This window comes from Algoriphagus lacus, from assembly GCF_003583985.1.
Classification (GTDB): domain Bacteria; phylum Bacteroidota; class Bacteroidia; order Cytophagales; family Cyclobacteriaceae; genus Algoriphagus; species Algoriphagus lacus.
Genome location: NZ_QXML01000017.1, coordinates 1 through 19,877 on the forward strand (window position 1 = coordinate 1; position 19,877 = coordinate 19,877).

Below are 19,877 nucleotides of genomic sequence, written 5' to 3' on the forward strand. Positions count from 1 at the left end.
CTTATGAAGTCTGTGCAGTTTGACTATGAAAGAAAAATTAGATACAAGAATATAGTTGAGAAAGCCATGGACGATACAGCTTTAATTTTTAACGCTGCAAAACAGGAAGATAGAGTTAGCGAATTTGAAGCATTTTTAAACCAATCGTTGCTTAACTTCTATCAAGGTGATGTAAACTTTTCTGACCTTAATTACTTTCAAGCAAATTTTGTTGACCCAATAAAAATTGAAATTGTAGAGAAGTATCGAGATAATGATGTAGCAGTTCATCTTGCCGGGGAACTTAAAAAAGCCACTTACATCTTTAATGAAATAAAACTTTCAAATGCGGAAATAGCATTTGACTTCGAAAGCATTTACAAAAATTATGAAGACTCTTCCAATAAACTTAATGACCTGACTTTGAAGCTTCGAAGAAAATTTGATATAAAACCATAATTATAAAAGAAGCACGATGCCCTAACAACTAGGTTTTTGTGCGGCTTGCAAAACCAAGCATGAAACCGCTGTTGCACTTAACCGGTGAGGTTCCTTTGGGGATTGATTCGGAATTTCAGTTGGATTTGTAGGGTCAGATATCGAATCTCCTTAAGATCATAACCAGGTCAAAAAATATTCTTTCCATTGGTTTTTAAGCCCTTCCGGTCTGGTTATGGAAGGGCTTTTTTGTGGACCAATTATTACAAAATTCTGGTTTTTTTATGAGCTAGGCTTTATTGGAGCATTCTTTAAGAAAAATCAAAAACTTCCTTTGGATCGATTCCTAAGCCTTTAGCAATAAGTGCTATCATGCTAATGCTGGTATTAACTTCCGCTCTTTCAATTCTGCCAACTTGACTCAGAGTTAAACCTGTTCGATCCATTAGTTCCTCTTGAGTGATTTTCTTTTCATTTCTTATCCTTACAATGTTTTTTCCAACTTTCGAAATGAATTCTTGATCCCTGAATTGTGCCATGCAGGAAAAGTCAGGACTATCTTAAAAAATTATTAACGCAAATTTGCGCTAAAACAATTTTTGCACTATACTTACAGAGCCTTTTATAAGGTATTGTAAAGCTCTCGAAATCGACTGCATTTGCACTTATTCACCTCGGCTTAGAAAACTGCCAAATTTCAAAAGGGCGCGAGAAGATAAGTGAAATGCTCACGCCATTTGGCGTGGGCTCTTCTCTTCTGTTGCCCTTGGTATGGCAGTACCTCTAAGACAGGGGGTAGAGTTACCACGCCAAACTTTTTTGGCTGGTACTTGAACCCGGTGGTGAGAATATAAACCCAAGTACCAATGGAGCAGGTGAATACATATACTTTTTGGAGCATTATCCCGGGAAATTCCGAGAGGAGTGGGATTTGCCTGCCAGCGTCGGTCTGCTTCACCCGCAAGCAGCTTCAGAGTACACTGATTAAATGCCCTACCTAACTAGCGCTATCTCTGTTTGGGCCTAGCCCAGATCTTTTGCTGACAGAGATTATTGTATGGCTTTGACAGCATCCTGATTTCAGGATATGCGCTGTTCACTCAAACTTCTTTCTTACTGGATTTCTGCTCGCTCTTCGCGTGTAGACAGGCTTTGTTTTGACCTTTCAATCGGCTTTAAGGGACTTTGTAACTCCCCCAAAAACAGCTGAATTGAATCGGTTTAACTTCTTTTTCTCCTGATCGGATACTTGGGCGGTCGGGTAGGGGATGTATTGCCTTTCCGGAACTCCAGCCACACTTCAAACTCAATTTGAAAGCATGAAAAAAATTCTATTCACATGCTTCCTGGCACTGCCATGCCTCCCGGTAACTATCGGGATCGGAAGCACCTCATTGCTGAGTCTAGTTGCTCAGTCACCCGGGGCCGATCTTCTTCATAGGTTCGGCGGTCCCAATCGGGGCGGGGATTCCCGCTCCGATACTTTCCTCGCGGATAATTTTGGTTTAATACCTATCGACCAGGACAGGAAGGTAGGAATGGCAGTAGAATCCCTCCATTCCACCTCCGTCCCAGTCTTCTCTAGCCAAGTTTATTCGGAACGAGGAATCAAACCTAGAAGTACTGAAGCTGAAAGTCTTGCTTCTTGTGTCTTCTGTCTAATGTCCTCAAATGGTTTAGTTGATAAGCACCTTGATTTGGGCGCAGGGGAGGGGGGCTATGCGCTCAACCCCGCCCCAGTCACGGTCTTCTTTGACCCTGAGCATCAGGTGAGTGAAGCTATGGGAAAGGAGTTGAGTGCTGAAGTTCCTGTTTCTGGTGCTTCTCGTCAGGAGCACATTAATGGAGGAAGTAGTGAAGTACCGGGTCGCTGGACTGATTCTACTTCTTCCGTCATTGACTCCTCTGTCAGTAATACCATTAACCTCCTTTTTGAAACCAACCTGCCGGATTCCATACTCCCCAGGCTGGTGCTTTCGGAAAGGGAGCTCGATCCCAAATTTGGATATGAGAGCCGTCGGGAAATGGACGTCCCACTGATTCAGGGTACCCTGGCTGAAGGATCTCCGGGGTATAAGAAGGGCTTGGTCACAATTCCCTTGGAAGTAAAGTTTGGGAAATTCTCCCTTTCTGCTGGGGAAAACCAAATTTTCAAAGACCTCTGGCTGCAGCAAGGTGATTCTCTTGCTGTGCGTTTTGATTCCAAATCTGGAAAAACACTGATTTGGGGACCGGAAGCGACTTCGGTCAACCTCCAATTGACGCTTCAGCGCCTAGTTGATGAAGTTCAGGTACAGCGGAATCCGGTCATGATTCTTTCGGATTCACTGGCCCTGCTGGACTCCGATGGAGAGCGCATGGCCAGACAGCGGGCTTTGGAAAACTACCAACCGGGCTGGACCCGAAAAATGGAACTGCTCCAAACTGAGGCCCAAAAATTGAATCGGGCAAAGCAGTTGTTTCAGGAAGCAGGTCACTCCCATCCGGTTTGGCAAGCCTTACTGAATGCCGAGTCCAGTCTTGATCCAGAACTGTTTACCTGGCTGAAGGCGTATTGGATCGGGAAACTCAGAAAAGGGGCCTATGAGTTTGTTCGGATTGCAAACCCCAATTCCTCAGCCTGGGGAGAACTTCTCTTAGCAAACTCACTGGATAAAAATGAGCTTGATCAATTTGACCAATGGGAATTTGCACCACAGGAACTGGTGGAAACGCTCTACCTGGCTCATTTACTGACAGCAAAGCTCATTCCCCTGGGATTTATGGATTGGTCTCAGACCCTTCCGGGATCCCTTCGTGACCAGGTCAATGCCCTGTATCTTATCCGGGAGTACAAAGGATTGGAAAATCCGGATGAACTCTTTCAACGAGCGATGGCTCAAACTTCCTCTCCTCTGATCGGGGAATACCTAGCTGAATTATTCCGATCTAATCTAAAGGGGAGACCTTTCGCCAATCTTCCCTTGAGTGATCAATCTGGAAATCCAGTCTATCCGGAATCCTGGAAAGGGAAGTTGGTCCTGCTTGACTTTTGGCTTACAGGATGCGGTGCCTGCCTTTCCTTTGCCCAAGACCAGTTTTTCCCTTTGGTCAATGCGCTTTCAGATCATCCGGATTTACTCTTTGTCACGGTTTCCGGTGACACGAAGAATGAGACTTGGATAAACAGTCTGAAAGGCGGAAGATATACTCTTCCTGAAAGCCTCAATCTGTTTTCCGGAGGACCGGAAAACCCCTTGCTCAAACGCTACCAAATCCGTGCTTTTCCTGCTCAAATCCTGATCGATGCTGAAGGAACTATTCTTCAGACAGGAAATTTTCCTCAAACCTATGAAGGCTGGAAGCAACTCCTCGAGTCTTACCTGCCAGCAAATTCAACTGCTACCCCTCAACCTTCTCCAACACATCCTAACCTATGAATAGAATACTGATCCCTAAAGCAGTCCTGCTCTTTGCAGTGCTTCTTCTACAATTTGTCGGGACTTCCTGGTCGCAGGAAAGTCCAAATTTGGTCACCTTGACAGGTGTCGTCCTGGAATCCGAAACGGAAAATCCATTGCCCGGAGCTGTGGTTCTGGTTTCTTCACTTTCCAAATCCACCGTAACCGATGCCTCCGGTAAATTTTCCCTGAGCCTTCCCGAAGGTGAACATGAAGTGATCGTCAGTTTTGTGGGTTTCAAATCCCTTAGACAGGTAGTTTCCACCTCGGATAAAACACCGAGGGTGTTCAAGTTGGAAACTGAGGAGTTCAACCTTGGGGCTGTGGATGTGGTTTCTACCGGTTATCAGCAAATTCCCAAAGAGCGGGCCACGGGCTCCTTTGTCCAGATCGATCAGGAATTGGTGGATCGAAGAGTAAGCACCTCTATCCTCGACCGAATTGAAGATGTTTCCTCAGGGGTGATTTTTAATCGTACCGTTGGGGGTGCGGACCCCATCAGTATCCGTGGACGGTCCACCTTGTTTGGCAATACCCAGCCGCTGATTGTCATCGATAATCTGCCCTATGAAGGCCCATTGGAAAATATCAATCCCAATGATGTTGCCTCGATCACTATTCTAAAAGATGCAGCGGCAGCTTCCATCTGGGGAGCCCAGGCCGGAAATGGGGTAATCGTCATCACCACCAAATCCGGCTCATACAAGCAGCCTATGCGTGTGTCTGTCCAATCCAATGTAACGGTGGTCGAAGCGCCTGATCTCTTTTATGCCCCTCAAATGGAAATTGGGGATTTTGTAGAGCAGGAGAGGAGGCTGTTTAATTCCGGTTTCTACAACTCGATGATCAATTCCACGGCAAGAACTCCGCTTTCCCCGGTAGTGGAGACTTTGCTGAAAGTGCGAAACGGTCAGCTTACGGCCGCCGAAGGAGATCGTCTCCTGCTGCAGTACAGCAATCAGGACAGTAGGGCTGACCTGTCGAGGTACTATTATCAAAAGGCAGTGCTCCAGCAGTACGCTTTTCAGATTTCTGGAGGAGGAGACAGCTATAACTTCAACTTCTCCGGGGGATATGACAGAAATGCTTCGGAAGTAGTCGGCAATCTCAATGACCGCATTACCCTAAATGCCAGACAAAACTGGAAGCTGATGAAAGACAAGCTGGAGATTAGCACAGGTCTTTACCTATCCAGGGGTAAAAACACGGTGACCACTTCCGTTCCGACTCTCAGACCATATGAGCTGCTTGCGGATTCCGAAGGCAATGCCTTACAAGTAGTGGGGGCACTAAGCAACAGGTATGTGGAGAGTACGGCTCAGTCTGGACTCTTGGATTGGAGATTTTTACCCCTTCAGGAAATCGGCAAACGAAACCTGGATGTCGTAGGGATGGACTTTCGAGGAAACTTGGGGTTAAGTTATCAGATTGTCCCAGGACTGAAGGCGGAGACAAGGTATCAATATTGGACCAACCATACGGAAAGTAGATCCATAGAGACTCCTGAACTCTATGAGATCAGACACCAAATCAACAGTTTTACTCAGGTTGGCCCGGATGGTTCCCTGACTTTTGCGATTCCAAGAGGAGAACGGTTTACCACCTCAAACGACATTTCTTTCAGCCATAATCTGAGAACAAACCTCAAGTATCAACTCAAAAAGGGTAAAGGTGAATGGAATGCACTGGCTGGATTTGAAATGAGGGACCTCAGTTCCAGATCAGACCGCATGCAGTATTTTGGCTACAAGGATGAATTGGGTCTCAGCACTCCGGTAGATTACCAGACCCGTTTTCCCCAGTACTTCAATCCCGGACTCCGGCTGAACATTCCCTATGGTGGTACCCATTCCGGTATCAACGACCATTACCTGTCATATTTCGGAAACGCATCCTATTTCTTCCAAGAAAAGTACCTGCTTTCCGCAAGCGCCAGAAAAGATATGTCCAATCTTTTTGGAGTGGAAACCAATCAAAAGGGTGTCCCGCTTTGGAGCGTGGGAGGGGGATGGATTCTCAGCAATGAATCATTTTATAAGTGGGAAGCGCTTCCCTATGTCAAACTGAGAATGACTTATGGGTTTAATGGTAACGTGGACAAAAGTACTTCTGCCTTTACCACTATCCGATACGATAACTTCCATGAATACATTCCGGGCTTTCGGTACGCCTTCATTTCAAACCCACCAAACCCAAACCTGCGCTGGGAGAAAATCGGGATTTTCAATCTGGCAGTGGATTTTGAATCCAAAAGCGGTCGTCTGGGCGGTAGTTTGGAATTCTATACCAAAAATAGCCAGGACTTGATCGGTGAGACAGAGGTTCCGGATTCCAATGGGCTCTACCAATATCGGGGCAATTTCTCCTCTACCATCACCAGAGGGTTTGATCTTACGCTGAACTCGGTTATTCTGGATAAGGCGCTCCGTTGGAGCACACAGACGCTGATCAGCGGCTGGAAGGATGAGGTGACCGAATTCGAAGGTTCCAGGACAGTGGCGCAATATTTTGGCAGTAATTCTTCCAACGTGGTTCCTCTGGAGGGTAAGCCTTTGTTTTCGATTTACTCTTTGCCTTGGGGAGGATTGAATCCGGACAACGGAAACCCTCTGGGATTCTTGGATGGAGAGCTTTCGGAAAACTACAGTGCCATCATCTCAACAGCCACCCCGGAATCCATTCGATTCCATGGATCGGCACGCCCCACAGTTTTCGGGTCGCTCAGAAATACACTGGACTATAAAGGATTCAGCCTTTCGTTCAACATCACCTTCCGGGCGGGATATTATTTCCGAAGAAGCAGTGTGGACTATGCCGCTTTGTCAAGGGGGCAAATTTCCCATGCGGACTATGGGATCAGATGGCAAAATCCCGGAGATGAATTGACTACCCAGGTCCCCTCACAGCCAACTGCCCTAAATACGGTTCGCCAAAGTTTTTACCAGCGTTCCTCAGTCTTGGTCGAGCGGGGAGATCATATCCGCTTTCAGGATGTCAGGTTCGGTTACACGTTCTCCAAAGCTTCGAATCCAAGATTTCCTTTCCTGAATATGGAGGTATTCACCTACCTCAATAATCTCGGACTGATCTGGAAAGCAACAGATCAACCAATCGATCCTGATTTCCCAATTGCTGTACCTCAACGTACAGCTGCGATAGGATTACGAATTGATTTCTAACAACAGGCGATCCCATTCAGGAATTCTCCCATGAAAAATCCGCGCATATACAGATTTTCCTAGTGCCTGAATTGGTCCCCAAAACAAAATGAAAACACGATGAAAAACTTACTTTATATCCCAATACTCCTGCTTCTCTTAGGTTGTGACGGTTTTCTGGATGAAAAGCCCAGTAAAACCCTGGATACACCTTCCTCATTTGAAGCCTTGCAGGCCCTCCTGGACAATTCATCCACCATGAATTTTCAACCAGCACTTCCCCTGATTCTGGGAGGGGAATATGTGTCAGATGATGCCGGAATACTGGCTTTGCCGATATGGCAGCAAAATCTGTATCTCTGGAAATCCGAGCCCTTTCAGGTAGATGACTTGGTATTTGATTGGAGAAACATGTACAATCAGGTGCAGAATGCTAATGTAATCCTGGAACAGCTGGAGCTGCTTCCAAAAACGGATTCCAGGTGGTCTGAAATTCGAGGAGCGGCACTGTTCTTCAGAGCTCACGCCTATTACAACCTTTACAGCCTGTTTTTGGATGGACCAAACTTGGAGAGTCTGAATCTCAATCTTTCAATTCCGGTGAGAAGGTCAACCCAAATCTCTCTGACCTCGGAGTTTGTTTCAAAAGAGGAGATAAAATCAATTATCAAGGAAGATGTGGAGGAAGCAGTGGGGCTTTTGCCTAACCAAACCCAATACCCTTTTAGACCTTCCAAAACAGCAGCTTATGCCCTACAGGCTAGAATTTATCTTGCTTGGGCTGAGTATGAGCTGGCATTGCAGGCAGCTGAAAATGTGTTGAATTCCTACCGGGAATTATTGGATTACAAAACAGTTAATCCGGCTGTTTCTTTCCCTTTTGAATTGTTCAACAAAGAGGTCATCTGGCAAAGCAGGATGGGGAGTTACAGTTTCATTTTCTCCCAAACTGCCTTTCAGGTAGATCCTGATTTGTATTCACGCTACGAAAGTAATGACCTCAGAAGATCCCTGTTTTACGTCAGAAGAAGTAACGGCCTTATTAACTACCGGGGAAGTTATGATGGAAGCAATACCCTGTTTACGGGATTGACTACGGCAGAAATGCTGCTGATTCGTGCCGAATGCTTGGCTAGGGATGGTGAAGCTTCTTTGGCATTGGTGGATTTAAATGACCTGCTTACTAAACGATACAATTCAAGTTTTCAACCGATCCGGAATGTGGAGGGTGAGGAACTCCTGAAAAAAATCCTGGAGGAAAGGAGAAAGGAATTGGTTTTTCGGGGAACGCGATGGTCAGATCTGAGGAGGCTCAACAGGGAACCTGCTTTTCAAACCACTATGAAAAGGACCTTTCAAGGTCAGGAATTTGAATTGGCTCCACAAGGAAGGTCTTATGCGCTACCTATCCCACCTCGGGAATTGAGTTTTGTAAACTGAATAAACAGGGCGGAGTGATGACCCCGCCCTGAGTTTTGGATTATGGAATCAAGACAAACTGCTTGTCAGTCGAACCAATGGGATGCATCAAGCTCTCTTGGCTGTAAAGACAGGCTTCAGTACCGATATCGCATCGGTAGTTTACGGGATTTTGCGGATCATTGACCACTACCCAGGTTTCACCTCCGTCGGGAGTGCCATACTGTGGGTTGTTGTTCACCGGACTCGCAAAATTCATCGCCATTGCGAGGGTTGCTCCCAGCACGAGTGCCAGTGCCGGAAGCGCTTTTTTCAATAGTCTCATAACGCTTTTGTTTGTGAGGGTTGCCCCTCGGGTTAAAAATTGAATTAGGTATTCAGGACCTCCGGCTAGGCGTCCGGTCCGAGGACTTTGTCCTTCGTGAGGACTTGGTCCAATTGGACTCCTTTCCGGAGGCTGAACCGTCCGGGTTGCCCCGGTTCAGGAGCCGGTTCGGGCTCCCCACACCGCCAAGTTTGGTCAGATTCTCTCACTTGCTGACCGTTGAGAATACGATGTGACTCTTTGTTTCTGGCTTCTCCATTTCTGGAGAGAAATTGGCTTTGGAATAGCTTGGTTTTTAAGCCTAAAGCCAGAGAAATGAGGGGGTTTTCAATGAAAGCCCTTTTCATCAATCTCTGACCCAGGCTTCCGGATGGGTAAAGACTTAGGCCAGGTCTTTTCCCTACGGGAGGAGTCGGGAGTGAACCGGGAATTGGAAATTTCCGGCTTGAAGAGACGACTCGGTTTTAGAGGAATTCAAGTAAAGCGAACCAATACCCATTGGCCCCTAGAGGTATTTTTCGCGATCCGGGGTGCCTTTTCCTCCAAGTTCGGGTGCCAAGGTGAGCGGGGCGGTGTAGTACAGCCGCCCCTTATCCTTCCTTGAGTTAATTGGTGGGTTTTAATCCAGGCCCGGAAGATTCTTTAGGTTAGGGGTCTTGTGGTTTGTTTTGAAAATCAGTTGACTAACAAAAAATTGTCCCGAAGTCCCGATGGTTCGAGTAGTAAAGTGGTATTACTTTCTCTTATTTCCTTTTGCTGTAACTACCTCTTTTCTCTTTATAGGAAGAGTGCAAAGATTTTGGTCTCTAAGTTTTGATCAAAATCAAGAGTCAGCCGATTCGAAGGGTAATACTACGCTTTCCTGACCTGTTTGATCAGGCCATTTCTCTAGTTCGATTTCTCTACTATCTACTTTTTCCAACATGTCAAGTTGAAGGAAATCGCTTTTCGATTTCTCATTACTGATCCGGTCTAATTCGACTCTCGCCGAATTGTAATTGATTGGAATAAAGGTGGAAGTGAAAAAAAATCGAAATCCCATATTCGGGTGCTAAACCTAAAATTGGGTTGAATTGAACTTTATGGAATTGGGGTGATTTGGGAATTCAAAACCGGCTAACCCAAAAATCAGATTCAGAGAAACCACGTTGGAGCGCATTAATCCCCAGTTCTAGTGTTTGAATGGGTGAGGGATGGGGGATAAGCGGTGAGGTAAATTCAAGGATGATCAATGAGTTGCTCAGGAGGGGTAAGGGAGTAAGAAGAAGGTTTGTATATCGTTCCTGAAATTTTGGTTATTCCGGTTCCTTGGCTGAAATAGACAGGAAATTCTGTTTGAAAAAGTTGACAGGGGAAATCTTGAATCAATTCAAAAAATACGAGGTAATCATCCTAGGTGATTACCATGCGCACAACTCAGCAGCTTGGAGGTTATAAAGTTAGATAGGGGTAGGTGGGAGGACACCCGATTTAATTAGACAGGCTATTCAAGATCTATTGGGTTAAAAATTTTAGTTTGAAGAAATGCTAGAATCAACGAGGTTTTACCTTAATTTTAAGTAGGAAGTTGCTATTTGCTCGATTTACTTAACACAGCTTGAATCGGGGAGAAATCCCCGATTTTTGTTTACATCTGATTTTTCGGCTTTATTTTTTCATTGCATTCAGTTATTTCTTCTCTCTTTCCGGAGAAGGCTGGTCCAGTAAAGATCAAACCTGCAAGGGCAAAGCCAAGAAATCCCCAGTTCACCCAAAAATGGCTTGCCCAATCCAGACTTTCCAGTAAACCGGCGCAGTTGCAGGGGACTCTTGGAACTGCACCTACCCAAATCAGTCCGATATAGGTGTTGAATACACTGAGCAGCATGATACTTCCGAGATATCCCCACCAACGAAGCAAAGGGATCATGAGGAAAACGGCTAAAAGAATTTCGGTCAGAGGTACCCAGATTGCAAGAGCATCAGCGAGTTCTAAGGGAAAAGTCTGGTTCCGGAAAGCATGCTTACTGGCTTCAAACCTGATCAGTTTTTCAATTCCTGCATAAGACCAAATCAGGATTAAGGCACTGGAGCAGGCAGTCGTGGGAAGGGTTCTGTTTTTCATTTCGAAAGTTTTTCGAAAATTTCATGGGATGGGGATTCTCACTTTCAGAACTGGGGTAGTAAACTTTTTTTAGGTCTCAAATAAACCTCTTTGATGAGTTTTTTAAGAATTCTGAGGCAATTGTTTGATTTCTAAATGTTTATCCTATAAACTCAATCATAAGTTTTTAAAAACTGAAGAGAAAGTTCTAAAATCAAAGAATTGGAGGCTTTTGATTTGGAGCGAGGTGCCCTTTGGGTTTTAGGTTAGCTGTACTTCTTTTTTCATTTAAAATGGTATTGACATGAAAACGATCATGTGGGATCCGCTGTCCTTGAAAACCCTGTTGGGACTCAAAGGCGGACCAAAAGACGCTGAGTTTAGAAAGCTCGGGGAGTTTATGGAAGTGTTTGAACTTCCTGTGAAGTCCATTATCAGAGAAGCTGGGGTAGTCGAAACAACTTCGCATTTGCTGCTCAAAGGCTTGGTAGGAATGTATTTCGACCGAAAGCTGGTCCGGATCTACTTTCCGGGAGATATGTTTCTCGATTTTGAATCGTATTCCCAACAGATTCCCAGCAGGTATCAATTGAAAGTCTTGGTTGATGCTCAATTCACTTCACTTTCATTTGAAAATGAAATCAAAGTCCTCAATGAGATCAGTGATTTCAAAGAGATCTCTGACCACCTGAAGGCCAGAGTCAGAAATTCGAATGAAGAATGGGCGGCATTTTCTCAGCTTCCTCATTTGGACCGATTAAGAGCATTTGAAAAGAAGTTTCCTTCCCTTCGGCTGATTATCCCTGTAAATGATTTAGCTGGCTTATTGGGCGTCGGTCGATCAACCATCATCAAACTAAGAAAGGAAGATGGGTACTTAGCAGGTAAAGCCAAATCTGATGCTGAGCTGCTCAAAGAAATAACCTACCCTTTTAATCCCCTGAAGCATCCCCAGAAGAAAAAACTGGAAGCGCTTTCTCTGGATTGGGGGTATGAACTGCATTCATTCTTCGTGGATTTGAAGGAATTTTCCCGTTTTAAGAATAATCAGCAGGCTTCGCTTTCAAGCTTCCTCTACCCGGAAATTGACTTTCACAAGGGGTTATGGATTAGCAAATTGTTTGTTTGGCTTTTTTACCTGGACGATAAAACGGATCGCTTAAGTGCCGGTTCCAAAAAGGCATTTTGGGTATTGATTGAAGATTGGATCCGGGTTTACCTAAAGGAATCCAAATCCAACCCTCCCTTTCTTCCATCTCGGGTTGCAGCCATTGTGAATGCATTTCAGGAGCTCTGGAATGAATTGATTCACCTGGACCAGGTTTCCGAAACGCAGATAGAATTGATTCGAACTGAAATTCTGGACCACATCAAATCCAGCAGAGTGGAAGCAGGATTCCGGGATAACAATACTCTACCTACCATCGAGGAGTACCTTGGCTTTAGGCCTCATACCTCCGGAGCCAAACTGGCAGTAAGTCTTTCCTGTCTGGAATTCCAGGTAGATGAAACAGTGAATGCTTCGTTTTGGGAAAAAACCGCTGAACTAAGGAGGCTTAGTACCCTGCTTATCTTAATGGATAATGATCTTTTTTCCTTCAAAAAGGAGCAGGCAGCAGGTGATCACATGAACTACATTGCTTTGCTGGTAAAAAATGAAGGAATCTCCCTAGCTGAAGCCAAAGAAAAGGTCTTGGAAATCAGGAGATCGTACTTCGACGCCTTCATGGAACAAAACCGAAAATGGATGGAAGATTTTAATCCTGAAAATCACCTGATCCTTCAAAAACTCAAATACATCAAATACAAAATCTCCGGAACCAGACATTGGTCGGTGGAAATTTCAAAACGCTATGACAAGTAAAGAACCTAAACTAAACCAACTATACCATGAAAATTCAGGATTATTCCCTTCAGATCAGCTCAAAATTGGAGCAGGATCTCAGTGTGTTGACTTTGGATAGTGAAAACAAACTCATCCAGTTTGAATCTGCCTTTTACTTGGTGGATCAGGCTCTGGAAAAGCTAAAAGCTTTTCTGGGGAATTACGATTTTGAATCGGAAGAGGAAGAAATCGGATTCTTTAAAAATCAGATGACTGAATTTTTGAAAGAGTCCATGTTCTATTCGGAACTGTTTAATCTGGAATCTTCCCGTACACCCGGTACAAACAAGGAGCTCAGGAGGTTTTATGAAACCGAACAGGCAGCCATGAGGAAATTCCTTCAGGCCAATCAAAACCTGTATAACTACCTCTTGCTCAAAAAAGATAATCAGGATAAGGTCTTTTTCCTGAGAAGTGCCCAAGCTCCTGTCTATAAGCCAACCTTGTTTTGGCATACCCTCGATACCCGTTATTGCACGGTATATACTCTGTACTTCGCCAGAATTAAAGGGACGGTTGCCTTAATGGATTACATCCATGAACAGCTGAGGGTCCTGAACGGAGAAGACGAGGCAAACGCAAAAAAATCGGCAGTGTCTCTCAACTGGACAGGGAAAAAGGTGGAGCTCGTGGAACTGATCTACGCCCTGCGCCAGGGAGGCGTACTCAATCACGGCAGACTTGGTCTAAAGCAGATTGCCTCCCAGTTTGAGCGAATTTTTGGGGTAAATCTCCAGGATTTCTACAGAACCTATAATGAAATCACCTTCCGGAAAAAAAGCAGAACTGCTTTCCTTGATTTTTTAAAAGACCGGATGGAGGAATATATCGAAAAGGGCGAGGCCCTGAATTAATTCACCACTTAATGCTTAAATACGATGAAAAAGCTCTTTCTGATGCTTTTAATGGCATCGCTATCTCATGTCCTTTTGGCTCAGGTTATTCTGGAAGGGAAGTTTGACCTGGAAAATCCCAATCACCAAAGCTGGGATGGCAGATACTTGGTCTATACGTATTACAAGGATGTCCATATCTATGATACCGAAACGGAAACTCTTCACCGGGAAATAGGTCAATCGCTTCCGGAAATGTCATTTAAGGAAGGACTTTACTTCAGGAGATCCAATGGAAGATATCAATTAAGAAGGGTAGGGGAAACAGAACCGGTTCTGCCCAATGAGTTCCATCGGATTACCAACTGGTTTGGAACGACGATTCTTGCATGGGAACAGACTGCCCCCAATCTGGAAGGCATGAAAGCAACCTGGTATGAGCTTAATAAAGGAATTATCGCAAGGTATTCCCTGGCTCAATTGTATCAGGCGGTAGGCTATGAGGGAACTTATACCCACGATGCAATGAGTATTTTCCAAAGCAGGCCTTGGGAGAGATTCATCTATTTCTTTCATGATGGGCTAATCACGCTTCAAAATCCCCAATCCCTGAAATTCGGGTATTATGATCTTTCGCTTAAACCAGCTTTTCCGGGGAAGTTTAAAAATGCTGACCCCTTTTTTGAAGGCTTGGCAGCAGTTCAAAACGATAATGGACTTTGGGGTTTTATTGATAAAAATGGACAGGAAGTAATCCCATTTATCTACACAAAGAAACCCTGGCCATTTCATTCCGGATTGGCCAGGGTTGAAAATAGTCAGGGGTACGTTGGGTTTATTGATAAAAGAGGAGAGTTGGTGATTCCTGCGAGGTATGCATACGCTTCAAGTTTTCACAAGGGAAAATCAATAGCCAGAAAGTTTGGTTACCCGGAGACATTTGTTACTCTGGATACAGTGGGTGGTGAGACTCCTTTTCCATGTGTTTGTGGTCCAGATACCGGTAATTTCATATCACAGCTATACGCAGATTACTTTCCGCTTAATCCTGTTGTGGGTTTTGTTGACGAGGGATACTTGGGTGTCAGTAAGAACAGTAAAAGTGGATTGTATTCTGATTCCTTTGACCTGGTGTTTCCAATTGAATACGCCATGTTCAAGGATATCAAAGATGGAAAAGCAATTTCTGTCAATTGGGTGGTTTTTGGAGATTATAATAACCTTAAGTACTTCCTCATGGATTTAAGGACAAAATCTCCAATACTTGAACTCCGCCCAAAAGAATTTTAATCGATTTCATTCCCCACTTGGGAATACCTACTGAATAGTTGGGTTAAATTTTTCAGAGGTTTGAAGCCCTTCTTTCAAAAAATCAACATGATATGCTCTACGAAGTAATTCAATCCGATTGGTTTTGGCCAGCAGTAGGTATCTCCCTGGCGGGATACTATGTATGGGTGATTCTGACCTACTTCAGGTCAGGCATCATCAAAGGAATCTCGACGATCAATGGAGATCAGACTAGCTCTAAATCCAAAGTCAAACTCCAGCTCTCCTGGGATGAATTGGCAATGGGATTTGCGCTGCACCGAAGACTTCTGGCAGATCCCCGTTCTGCCTTGGATACTGAAGAAAGAGCCCTGCTGGGGAAATCCCCTTTTAAAGAGTTGATTCAGCAAACCACAGTCTAAATAGTAACTAAACCAACTAATTAACCATGAAGAAACACTTTATCAAATTAGGGCAGGGCCTCTTTTCTTTGGGTCTGATCCTGTTTTCAGTTACGCTTGCCTATGGGTTTCAGGGGCAAGTTCAAGGTAATGGAATAGCAGGAATCAACTCTGCAACCCAACAAGTAAATGGCTTTTTTGCCAGCGGGGTCAGTTTGATGTATGCCATCGGAGCCATTGTCGGGCTGGTTGGGGCCGTGAAAGTATTTAACAAATGGAACTCCGGTGATCCGGATACTGGCAAGGTGGCAGCAGCTTGGTTCGGATCCTGTGTGTTCCTGGTCGTGGTTGCTTTGGTCCTGCAAAGCTTTTTTGGCAGTACTCCTTAAGCAGTATGGGAAATCCTCTGCTCATCCATAAAGGGGTAGACCATGAAATGGAATTCAAAGGACTTACTCCTCCATTTCTGTACTATATGATCGGTCTTCTCCTGGGTTCGATTTTCCTGTTCCTGGTGCTGAAAGGGGTAGGACTGCCCGTCCTGATTGCCTTGGGAATTACAGTCGGACAGTTGACCTTCCTGGGAAACCGAATCTTCCGACTCAACCGGGAACTGGGAAAAAACGGGCTGCTCAAAAAGTCTGCCTTTGCCCATGTTCCACTGGGTATCCGGATCAAGGATAGAAGTGCCATTCTTAAACTCCGAACTCTGAAAAGTAAGCGCTAGTAGTGATTGATCGAGGGCAGATTTTCTGAATCTGCCTTCCTTTTCAGTCTTGTATCAGCATTTCCAAACCGTCTTCTGAACACAATTCACTCCGTTTCCTATGTCAAAATACAGGGACCTTGAAGAGATATTGCCCTTATTTTCCTACGAAGAGGGATACCTGATCTCCAAACAGGGAGATCTCACTGCCGGTTTTTGCCTTAACCTTCCCCCTTTGTTTACCCTCTCCCAATCAGAGGCTAAGGGCTTGCATGGGGCTTTCGTCAAAGCTTTCCGCCTGCTTCCTGCCCTGACGGTCGTTTGGAAACAGGATTGGTTTGTAAAGTCGGTTTTTGGAACTCCCGCTGACTTGAATTCAAATGAAGGCTTTGGTGAAGAAACGGGTTTTCTTTCCCGTTCCAATTCCCGGTTTTTTCAGGGTAAACCAATCTTGGAGCACCGATGCTACCTCTGGATTACCTTCCCCAACCCTGAAAAAAAACTCGCTGACTCCAGCCTTTCCAACCTTCTCCGATCCCACTGGGTGGGGGAGCCTTACTTTCAAAAGAATTTGCTGGATTCCTATGCCGCAGTTCTTGCTCAATTGGAACACCTGCTGTCCGCCGAGGGGATAAGGATTCTTCGGATTCCCGAGGATGAACTGCTCGGTACTCCCTCCCAAAAAGGGATCATCGAATCCTATCTGCTATCTCCCTCCTCCCGAAACTTCCCTGAAATCCATGACATGGAATTCAAACCCGAATGGAAAATTGGGGATCAGTTTCTTGGAATGGTTTCACTCTCCGCATTAAATCAGTTGCCCCCGGAAATGGAATGCTCCAAAGTCTTTGAACCTTATTCAACTGACCTCAGCAAGTTCTACCTGGGCTTTGCTTCTCCCATAGGACAGCTGCTGGACTGTAATCACATCTATTCCCAAGTCTTTCAAATGGAAAACAGAGAAAAGCATTTTTCTGCCCTGGAAGCCAAAAGACTGAGGTTGCATGCGCTTTCACGCTATTCCAGGTCAAATGAACTGGCATCTGATTCCATTGCCCAATACCTGGATGAATCGATTCGGGAAGGGAAAACTCCTGTTAAAGGACACGCCAACCTCCTGATCTGGGCAGACTCTTCTTCTGAACTCAAACAATCTCTTCGGGAGGTCTCTGCCTCCTTATCCAAATTGGGCGTGTTGCCCAAAACAGAATCCTGGGGTGCGCCCCAGCTTTACTGGGCAGGAATCCCGGGAAACGGAGCAGCGCTCCCTTCCAATGAATGCTTTCATCTCAATCTTGACCAGTTTATCTGTCTCTATAATTTGGAGGGAGCTTCTTTTTCCGGAACGCTTCCCAAAGGCTTAAGACTGGGGGAACGCCGGTACGGTCAGCCGGTCTGGGTGGATCTCTCGGATGAACCCATGCGGAATGGCTGGATTACCAACCGAAATAAGTTTATCCTCGGACCCTCGGGTTCGGGAAAGTCTTTCTTCACCAACCACATGGTCCGAAGCTATTATGAACAGGGAACTCATGTGGTCCTGGTTGACGTGGGGCATTCTTACCAAGGACTGTGCGAATTGGTGGGTGGGTACTATTTCACCTACTCGGAAGAGGCTCCCATCTGTTTCAACCCCTTCTATTTGGATGGTGAGGTCTTGGACACAGAAAAAAAGGAAAGTTTGAAAACCCTGCTCTTGGCACTTTGGAAAAAGGAGGATGAGGTGTTCAGACGATCGGAATATGTTGCCATTTCCAATGCCTTAAAGAATTTTTATGAGTTTTTGGACCGTTCACCGGAGGTCTTCCCCTGTTTTGATTCCTTTTTCGAATTCCTGCAAGGGGATTTTGCCAGGCTGATCGAACAGGAAAAGGTTAACAGCCGGGATTTTGACTTGGGAAATTTCCTCTACGTACTGCGGCCTTTTTATCGGGGTGGTGAATTTGATTACCTGCTCAACGCCAGGGAGAACATCAATCTCTTACACCAACGGTTTATCGTTTTTGAGCTGGATAAAATCAAAGACCACCCCATTCTTTTTCCGGTTGTTACCCTGATCATCATGGAGATTTTTATTTCCAAAATGAGAAAGTTGAAAGGTCAACGGAAAATGATCCTCATCGAAGAGGCCTGGAAAGCCATCGCAAAAGAAGGGATGGCAGAGTACATCAAATACCTATTCAAAACAGTCAGGAAGTTTTTCGGGGAAGCTATCGTAGTCACCCAGGAAGTGGAAGACATCATCCAAAGTCCGGTAATTAAAGATGCCATCATCAATAACTCCGACTGTAAAATCCTGCTTGACCAGAGTAAATACCAGAATAAGTTCGAACAAATCCAAAGACTCCTTGGACTCACGGAGAAGGAAAAGGCCATGATCCTTTCCATCAACCGGGCCAATGACCCATGCCGCAAATACAAGGAGGTGTTTATAGGACTCGGAAGACATAGTCAGGTATTCCGGACTGAAGTCAGTTTGGAAGAATACCTCACCTACACCACCGAGGAAAAGGAAAAACTGCGCATCGAGGAGCTCTGTTCCCGCTTCGGGGGAAACAGGGAGAAAGCCATAGCCCATTTGGCTGAAGAATTACGGTCTTAATCCAGCTATCAACCAACCCTAAAATGACTCTTTTACATCCATCCATGGTCAGGCGATATGCCCTGATCTTCGCGTTCCTGTGTCTGAGTTTTTCCTCTCAGGCAGCAGTCCTTCCAATCGCTGAAATCATCCGCCAAGGGGTAACCAAAATTATTGTGGCGGTGGATCTTAAAATCCAGCGTCTCCAAAATGAAACCATCTGGCTACAGCAAGCCCAGCAGAAATTGGAGAATATCCTTTCCGAAAATCAGCTGGCCGAGATTGCTTCCTGGGGGCAGCGCCAAAAGGAACTTTACGGTGAATACTACGAAGGGCTTTGGAAGGTCAAACAAGCCATTGCCCAGGTGCAGCGGATCAAATCCATTTCCAGGACCCAGGCTGAAATGATTAAAGCGTATCAGGAATCCTGGCAGAAGCTTCAGGCTGACGGCAGATTCTCGCTTGCTGAAGTACAACTGATCCAAAGCAGGTATGGGGAAATTTTACAGGCCAGTGTCCTGCACCTGTCCGAATTGACTGAACTGTTAAAAGCATTTTCCTTTCAGATCTCAGATGGGGAAAGGCTGGAACGAATCCATACCCTGGATCAGCAGATGAACAGAAATTTCAAGGATCTGATTAGCCTTAATCTTCAACTTGAAACCATCAATACCCAGCGGAAAATCTGGGCTAATGAAGGAAGGGTGCTGGAGGGCCTGCTGAAATGAAACTTAGATGCTTGATTTTGGCTCTGCTGTCCTTGGCTTTATCCGGTAGCCGCTCTTTCTCCCAAACCTGGGATGAACTCTTCCGCCAAAAAGAAACCCAAAAGGAATACCTCCTGCTTCAGATTGGTGAACTTCGCCTGCAATCGGGATTATTGAAGGATGCCAATCGTATTGCTTCCATAGGCCTGAATGCCATCGGTTCCTGGAGAGGGCTGGAAAAGGAGCTGCATGAGGATTTTTTCAACTCACACAGAAGGTTGGGGCCTGGATCCCAGGAGGCCTTGAAAAGACTGAACCTGTCCGGAGCTACTCCTGAGCTGCTTGAAATTAGAATTGGAAAAAGCAGCAGGTATTGGATGACACAAAGCACGGATCCTCTATTTCTACACTGGACGGAAAAAATTCATCAGGGATTGCTAAACCAGTGCAGTGCTTTGAAAGAGGAGCTCCTGCTGATTTTAGGAAATGAACTCCAGCTGGAGGATGCTGAGCGAGCAAAGCGAATTGACCAATTGACCGATCAGTTTGGTGGACTTCATCGGGACCTTTCCGCAGTTCAACAGGCATCCCTGATTCGACTGTCCCATCAGAAATACCTGGAATACGAACTTAAACTCCTTAACCGATTTTGA

The 19,877-nt window shown here is 45.2% G+C and carries 17 protein-coding genes; 13 read left to right on the top strand and 4 right to left on the bottom strand.

Annotated features, from left to right (window positions below; all coding sequences use genetic code 11):
• The coding region (locus D0X99_RS19745) for a hypothetical protein (protein ID WP_233553766.1) at window positions 1–438 on the top strand (438 nt) is incomplete at its 5' end.
• 290 nt (window positions 439–728) lie between these two features.
• Here D0X99_RS19745 and D0X99_RS19750 read toward each other — a convergent pair.
• Window positions 729–956, bottom strand: coding sequence for a helix-turn-helix domain-containing protein (locus D0X99_RS19750; protein ID WP_119479604.1), 228 nt, complete (start codon window positions 954–956; stop codon window positions 729–731).
• A gap of 780 nt (window positions 957–1,736) precedes the next feature.
• Between D0X99_RS19750 and D0X99_RS19760 the strand changes: the two genes are divergently transcribed.
• The 3 genes from D0X99_RS19760 to D0X99_RS19770 all read left to right on the top strand — a co-directional run bounded on the left by D0X99_RS19760 (window position 1,737) and on the right by D0X99_RS19770 (window position 8,455).
• Entirely contained in the window at window positions 1,737–3,836 is a 2,100-nt protein-coding gene (locus tag D0X99_RS19760) for a TlpA family protein disulfide reductase (RefSeq protein WP_147392282.1), read from the top strand.
• Window positions 3,833–7,036 (top strand): SusC/RagA family TonB-linked outer membrane protein, encoded by a 3,204-nt coding sequence (locus D0X99_RS19765; RefSeq protein ID WP_119479607.1) that lies wholly within the window; start codon window positions 3,833–3,835, stop codon window positions 7,034–7,036. Before D0X99_RS19760 ends, D0X99_RS19765 begins: the two co-directional genes overlap by 4 nt.
• Before the next feature lie 99 nt (window positions 7,037–7,135).
• Entirely contained in the window at window positions 7,136–8,455 is a 1,320-nt protein-coding gene (locus D0X99_RS19770; RefSeq protein ID WP_119479608.1) for a RagB/SusD family nutrient uptake outer membrane protein, read from the top strand.
• A gap of 40 nt (window positions 8,456–8,495) precedes the next feature.
• Here D0X99_RS19770 and D0X99_RS19775 read toward each other — a convergent pair whose 3' ends face one another.
• The 3 genes from D0X99_RS19775 to D0X99_RS19795 all read right to left on the bottom strand — a co-directional run bounded on the left by D0X99_RS19775 (window position 8,496) and on the right by D0X99_RS19795 (window position 10,863).
• The gene (locus D0X99_RS19775; protein ID WP_119479609.1) at window positions 8,496–8,759 is read right to left on the bottom strand and encodes a DUF6520 family protein; all 264 of its coding nucleotides are present in this window, start codon (window positions 8,757–8,759) and stop codon (window positions 8,496–8,498) included.
• Window positions 8,760–8,824: 65 nt separating this feature from the next.
• Complete coding sequence (locus tag D0X99_RS19780; RefSeq protein ID WP_119479610.1) at window positions 8,825–9,106, bottom strand: hypothetical protein; 282 nt, start codon at window positions 9,104–9,106, stop codon at window positions 8,825–8,827.
• Between the two features lie 1,280 nt (window positions 9,107–10,386).
• Window positions 10,387–10,863, bottom strand: a complete 477-nt coding sequence (locus D0X99_RS19795; protein WP_119479613.1) for a MauE/DoxX family redox-associated membrane protein — start codon at window positions 10,861–10,863, stop codon at window positions 10,387–10,389.
• A 283-nt stretch (window positions 10,864–11,146) separates the two neighbouring features.
• Here D0X99_RS19795 and D0X99_RS19800 point away from each other — a divergent pair, with 283 nt between their 5' ends.
• The 9 genes from D0X99_RS19800 to D0X99_RS19840 all read left to right on the top strand — a co-directional run bounded on the left by D0X99_RS19800 (window position 11,147) and on the right by D0X99_RS19840 (window position 19,877).
• Complete coding sequence (locus tag D0X99_RS19800; protein ID WP_119479614.1) at window positions 11,147–12,706, top strand: terpene synthase family protein; 1,560 nt, start codon at window positions 11,147–11,149, stop codon at window positions 12,704–12,706.
• 26 nt (window positions 12,707–12,732) lie between these two features.
• Entirely contained in the window at window positions 12,733–13,581 is an 849-nt protein-coding gene (locus D0X99_RS19805; RefSeq protein ID WP_119479615.1) for an RteC domain-containing protein, read from the top strand.
• A 24-nt stretch (window positions 13,582–13,605) separates the two neighbouring features.
• Window positions 13,606–14,850, top strand: coding sequence for a WG repeat-containing protein (locus D0X99_RS19810; protein ID WP_119479616.1), 1,245 nt, complete (start codon window positions 13,606–13,608; stop codon window positions 14,848–14,850).
• A 92-nt stretch (window positions 14,851–14,942) separates the two neighbouring features.
• On the top strand, window positions 14,943–15,251 hold the full coding sequence (locus D0X99_RS19815) for a hypothetical protein (RefSeq protein ID WP_119479617.1): 309 nt from the start codon (window positions 14,943–14,945) through the stop codon (window positions 15,249–15,251).
• A 26-nt stretch (window positions 15,252–15,277) separates the two neighbouring features.
• Complete coding sequence (locus D0X99_RS19820) at window positions 15,278–15,619, top strand: DUF4134 domain-containing protein (protein ID WP_119479618.1); 342 nt, start codon at window positions 15,278–15,280, stop codon at window positions 15,617–15,619.
• A 5-nt stretch (window positions 15,620–15,624) separates the two neighbouring features.
• Entirely contained in the window at window positions 15,625–15,957 is a 333-nt protein-coding gene (locus D0X99_RS19825) for a DUF4133 domain-containing protein (RefSeq protein ID WP_119479619.1), read from the top strand.
• A 100-nt stretch (window positions 15,958–16,057) separates the two neighbouring features.
• Window positions 16,058–18,538: a TraG family conjugative transposon ATPase gene (locus D0X99_RS19830; protein WP_119479620.1), complete on the top strand. Its 2,481-nt coding sequence runs from the start codon at window positions 16,058–16,060 to the stop codon at window positions 18,536–18,538.
• Between the two features lie 23 nt (window positions 18,539–18,561).
• Window positions 18,562–19,245, top strand: a complete 684-nt coding sequence (locus tag D0X99_RS19835) for a conjugal transfer protein TraI (protein WP_147392283.1) — start codon at window positions 18,562–18,564, stop codon at window positions 19,243–19,245.
• Entirely contained in the window at window positions 19,242–19,877 is a 636-nt protein-coding gene (locus D0X99_RS19840) for a hypothetical protein (RefSeq protein WP_147392284.1), read from the top strand. Before D0X99_RS19835 ends, D0X99_RS19840 begins: the two co-directional genes overlap by 4 nt.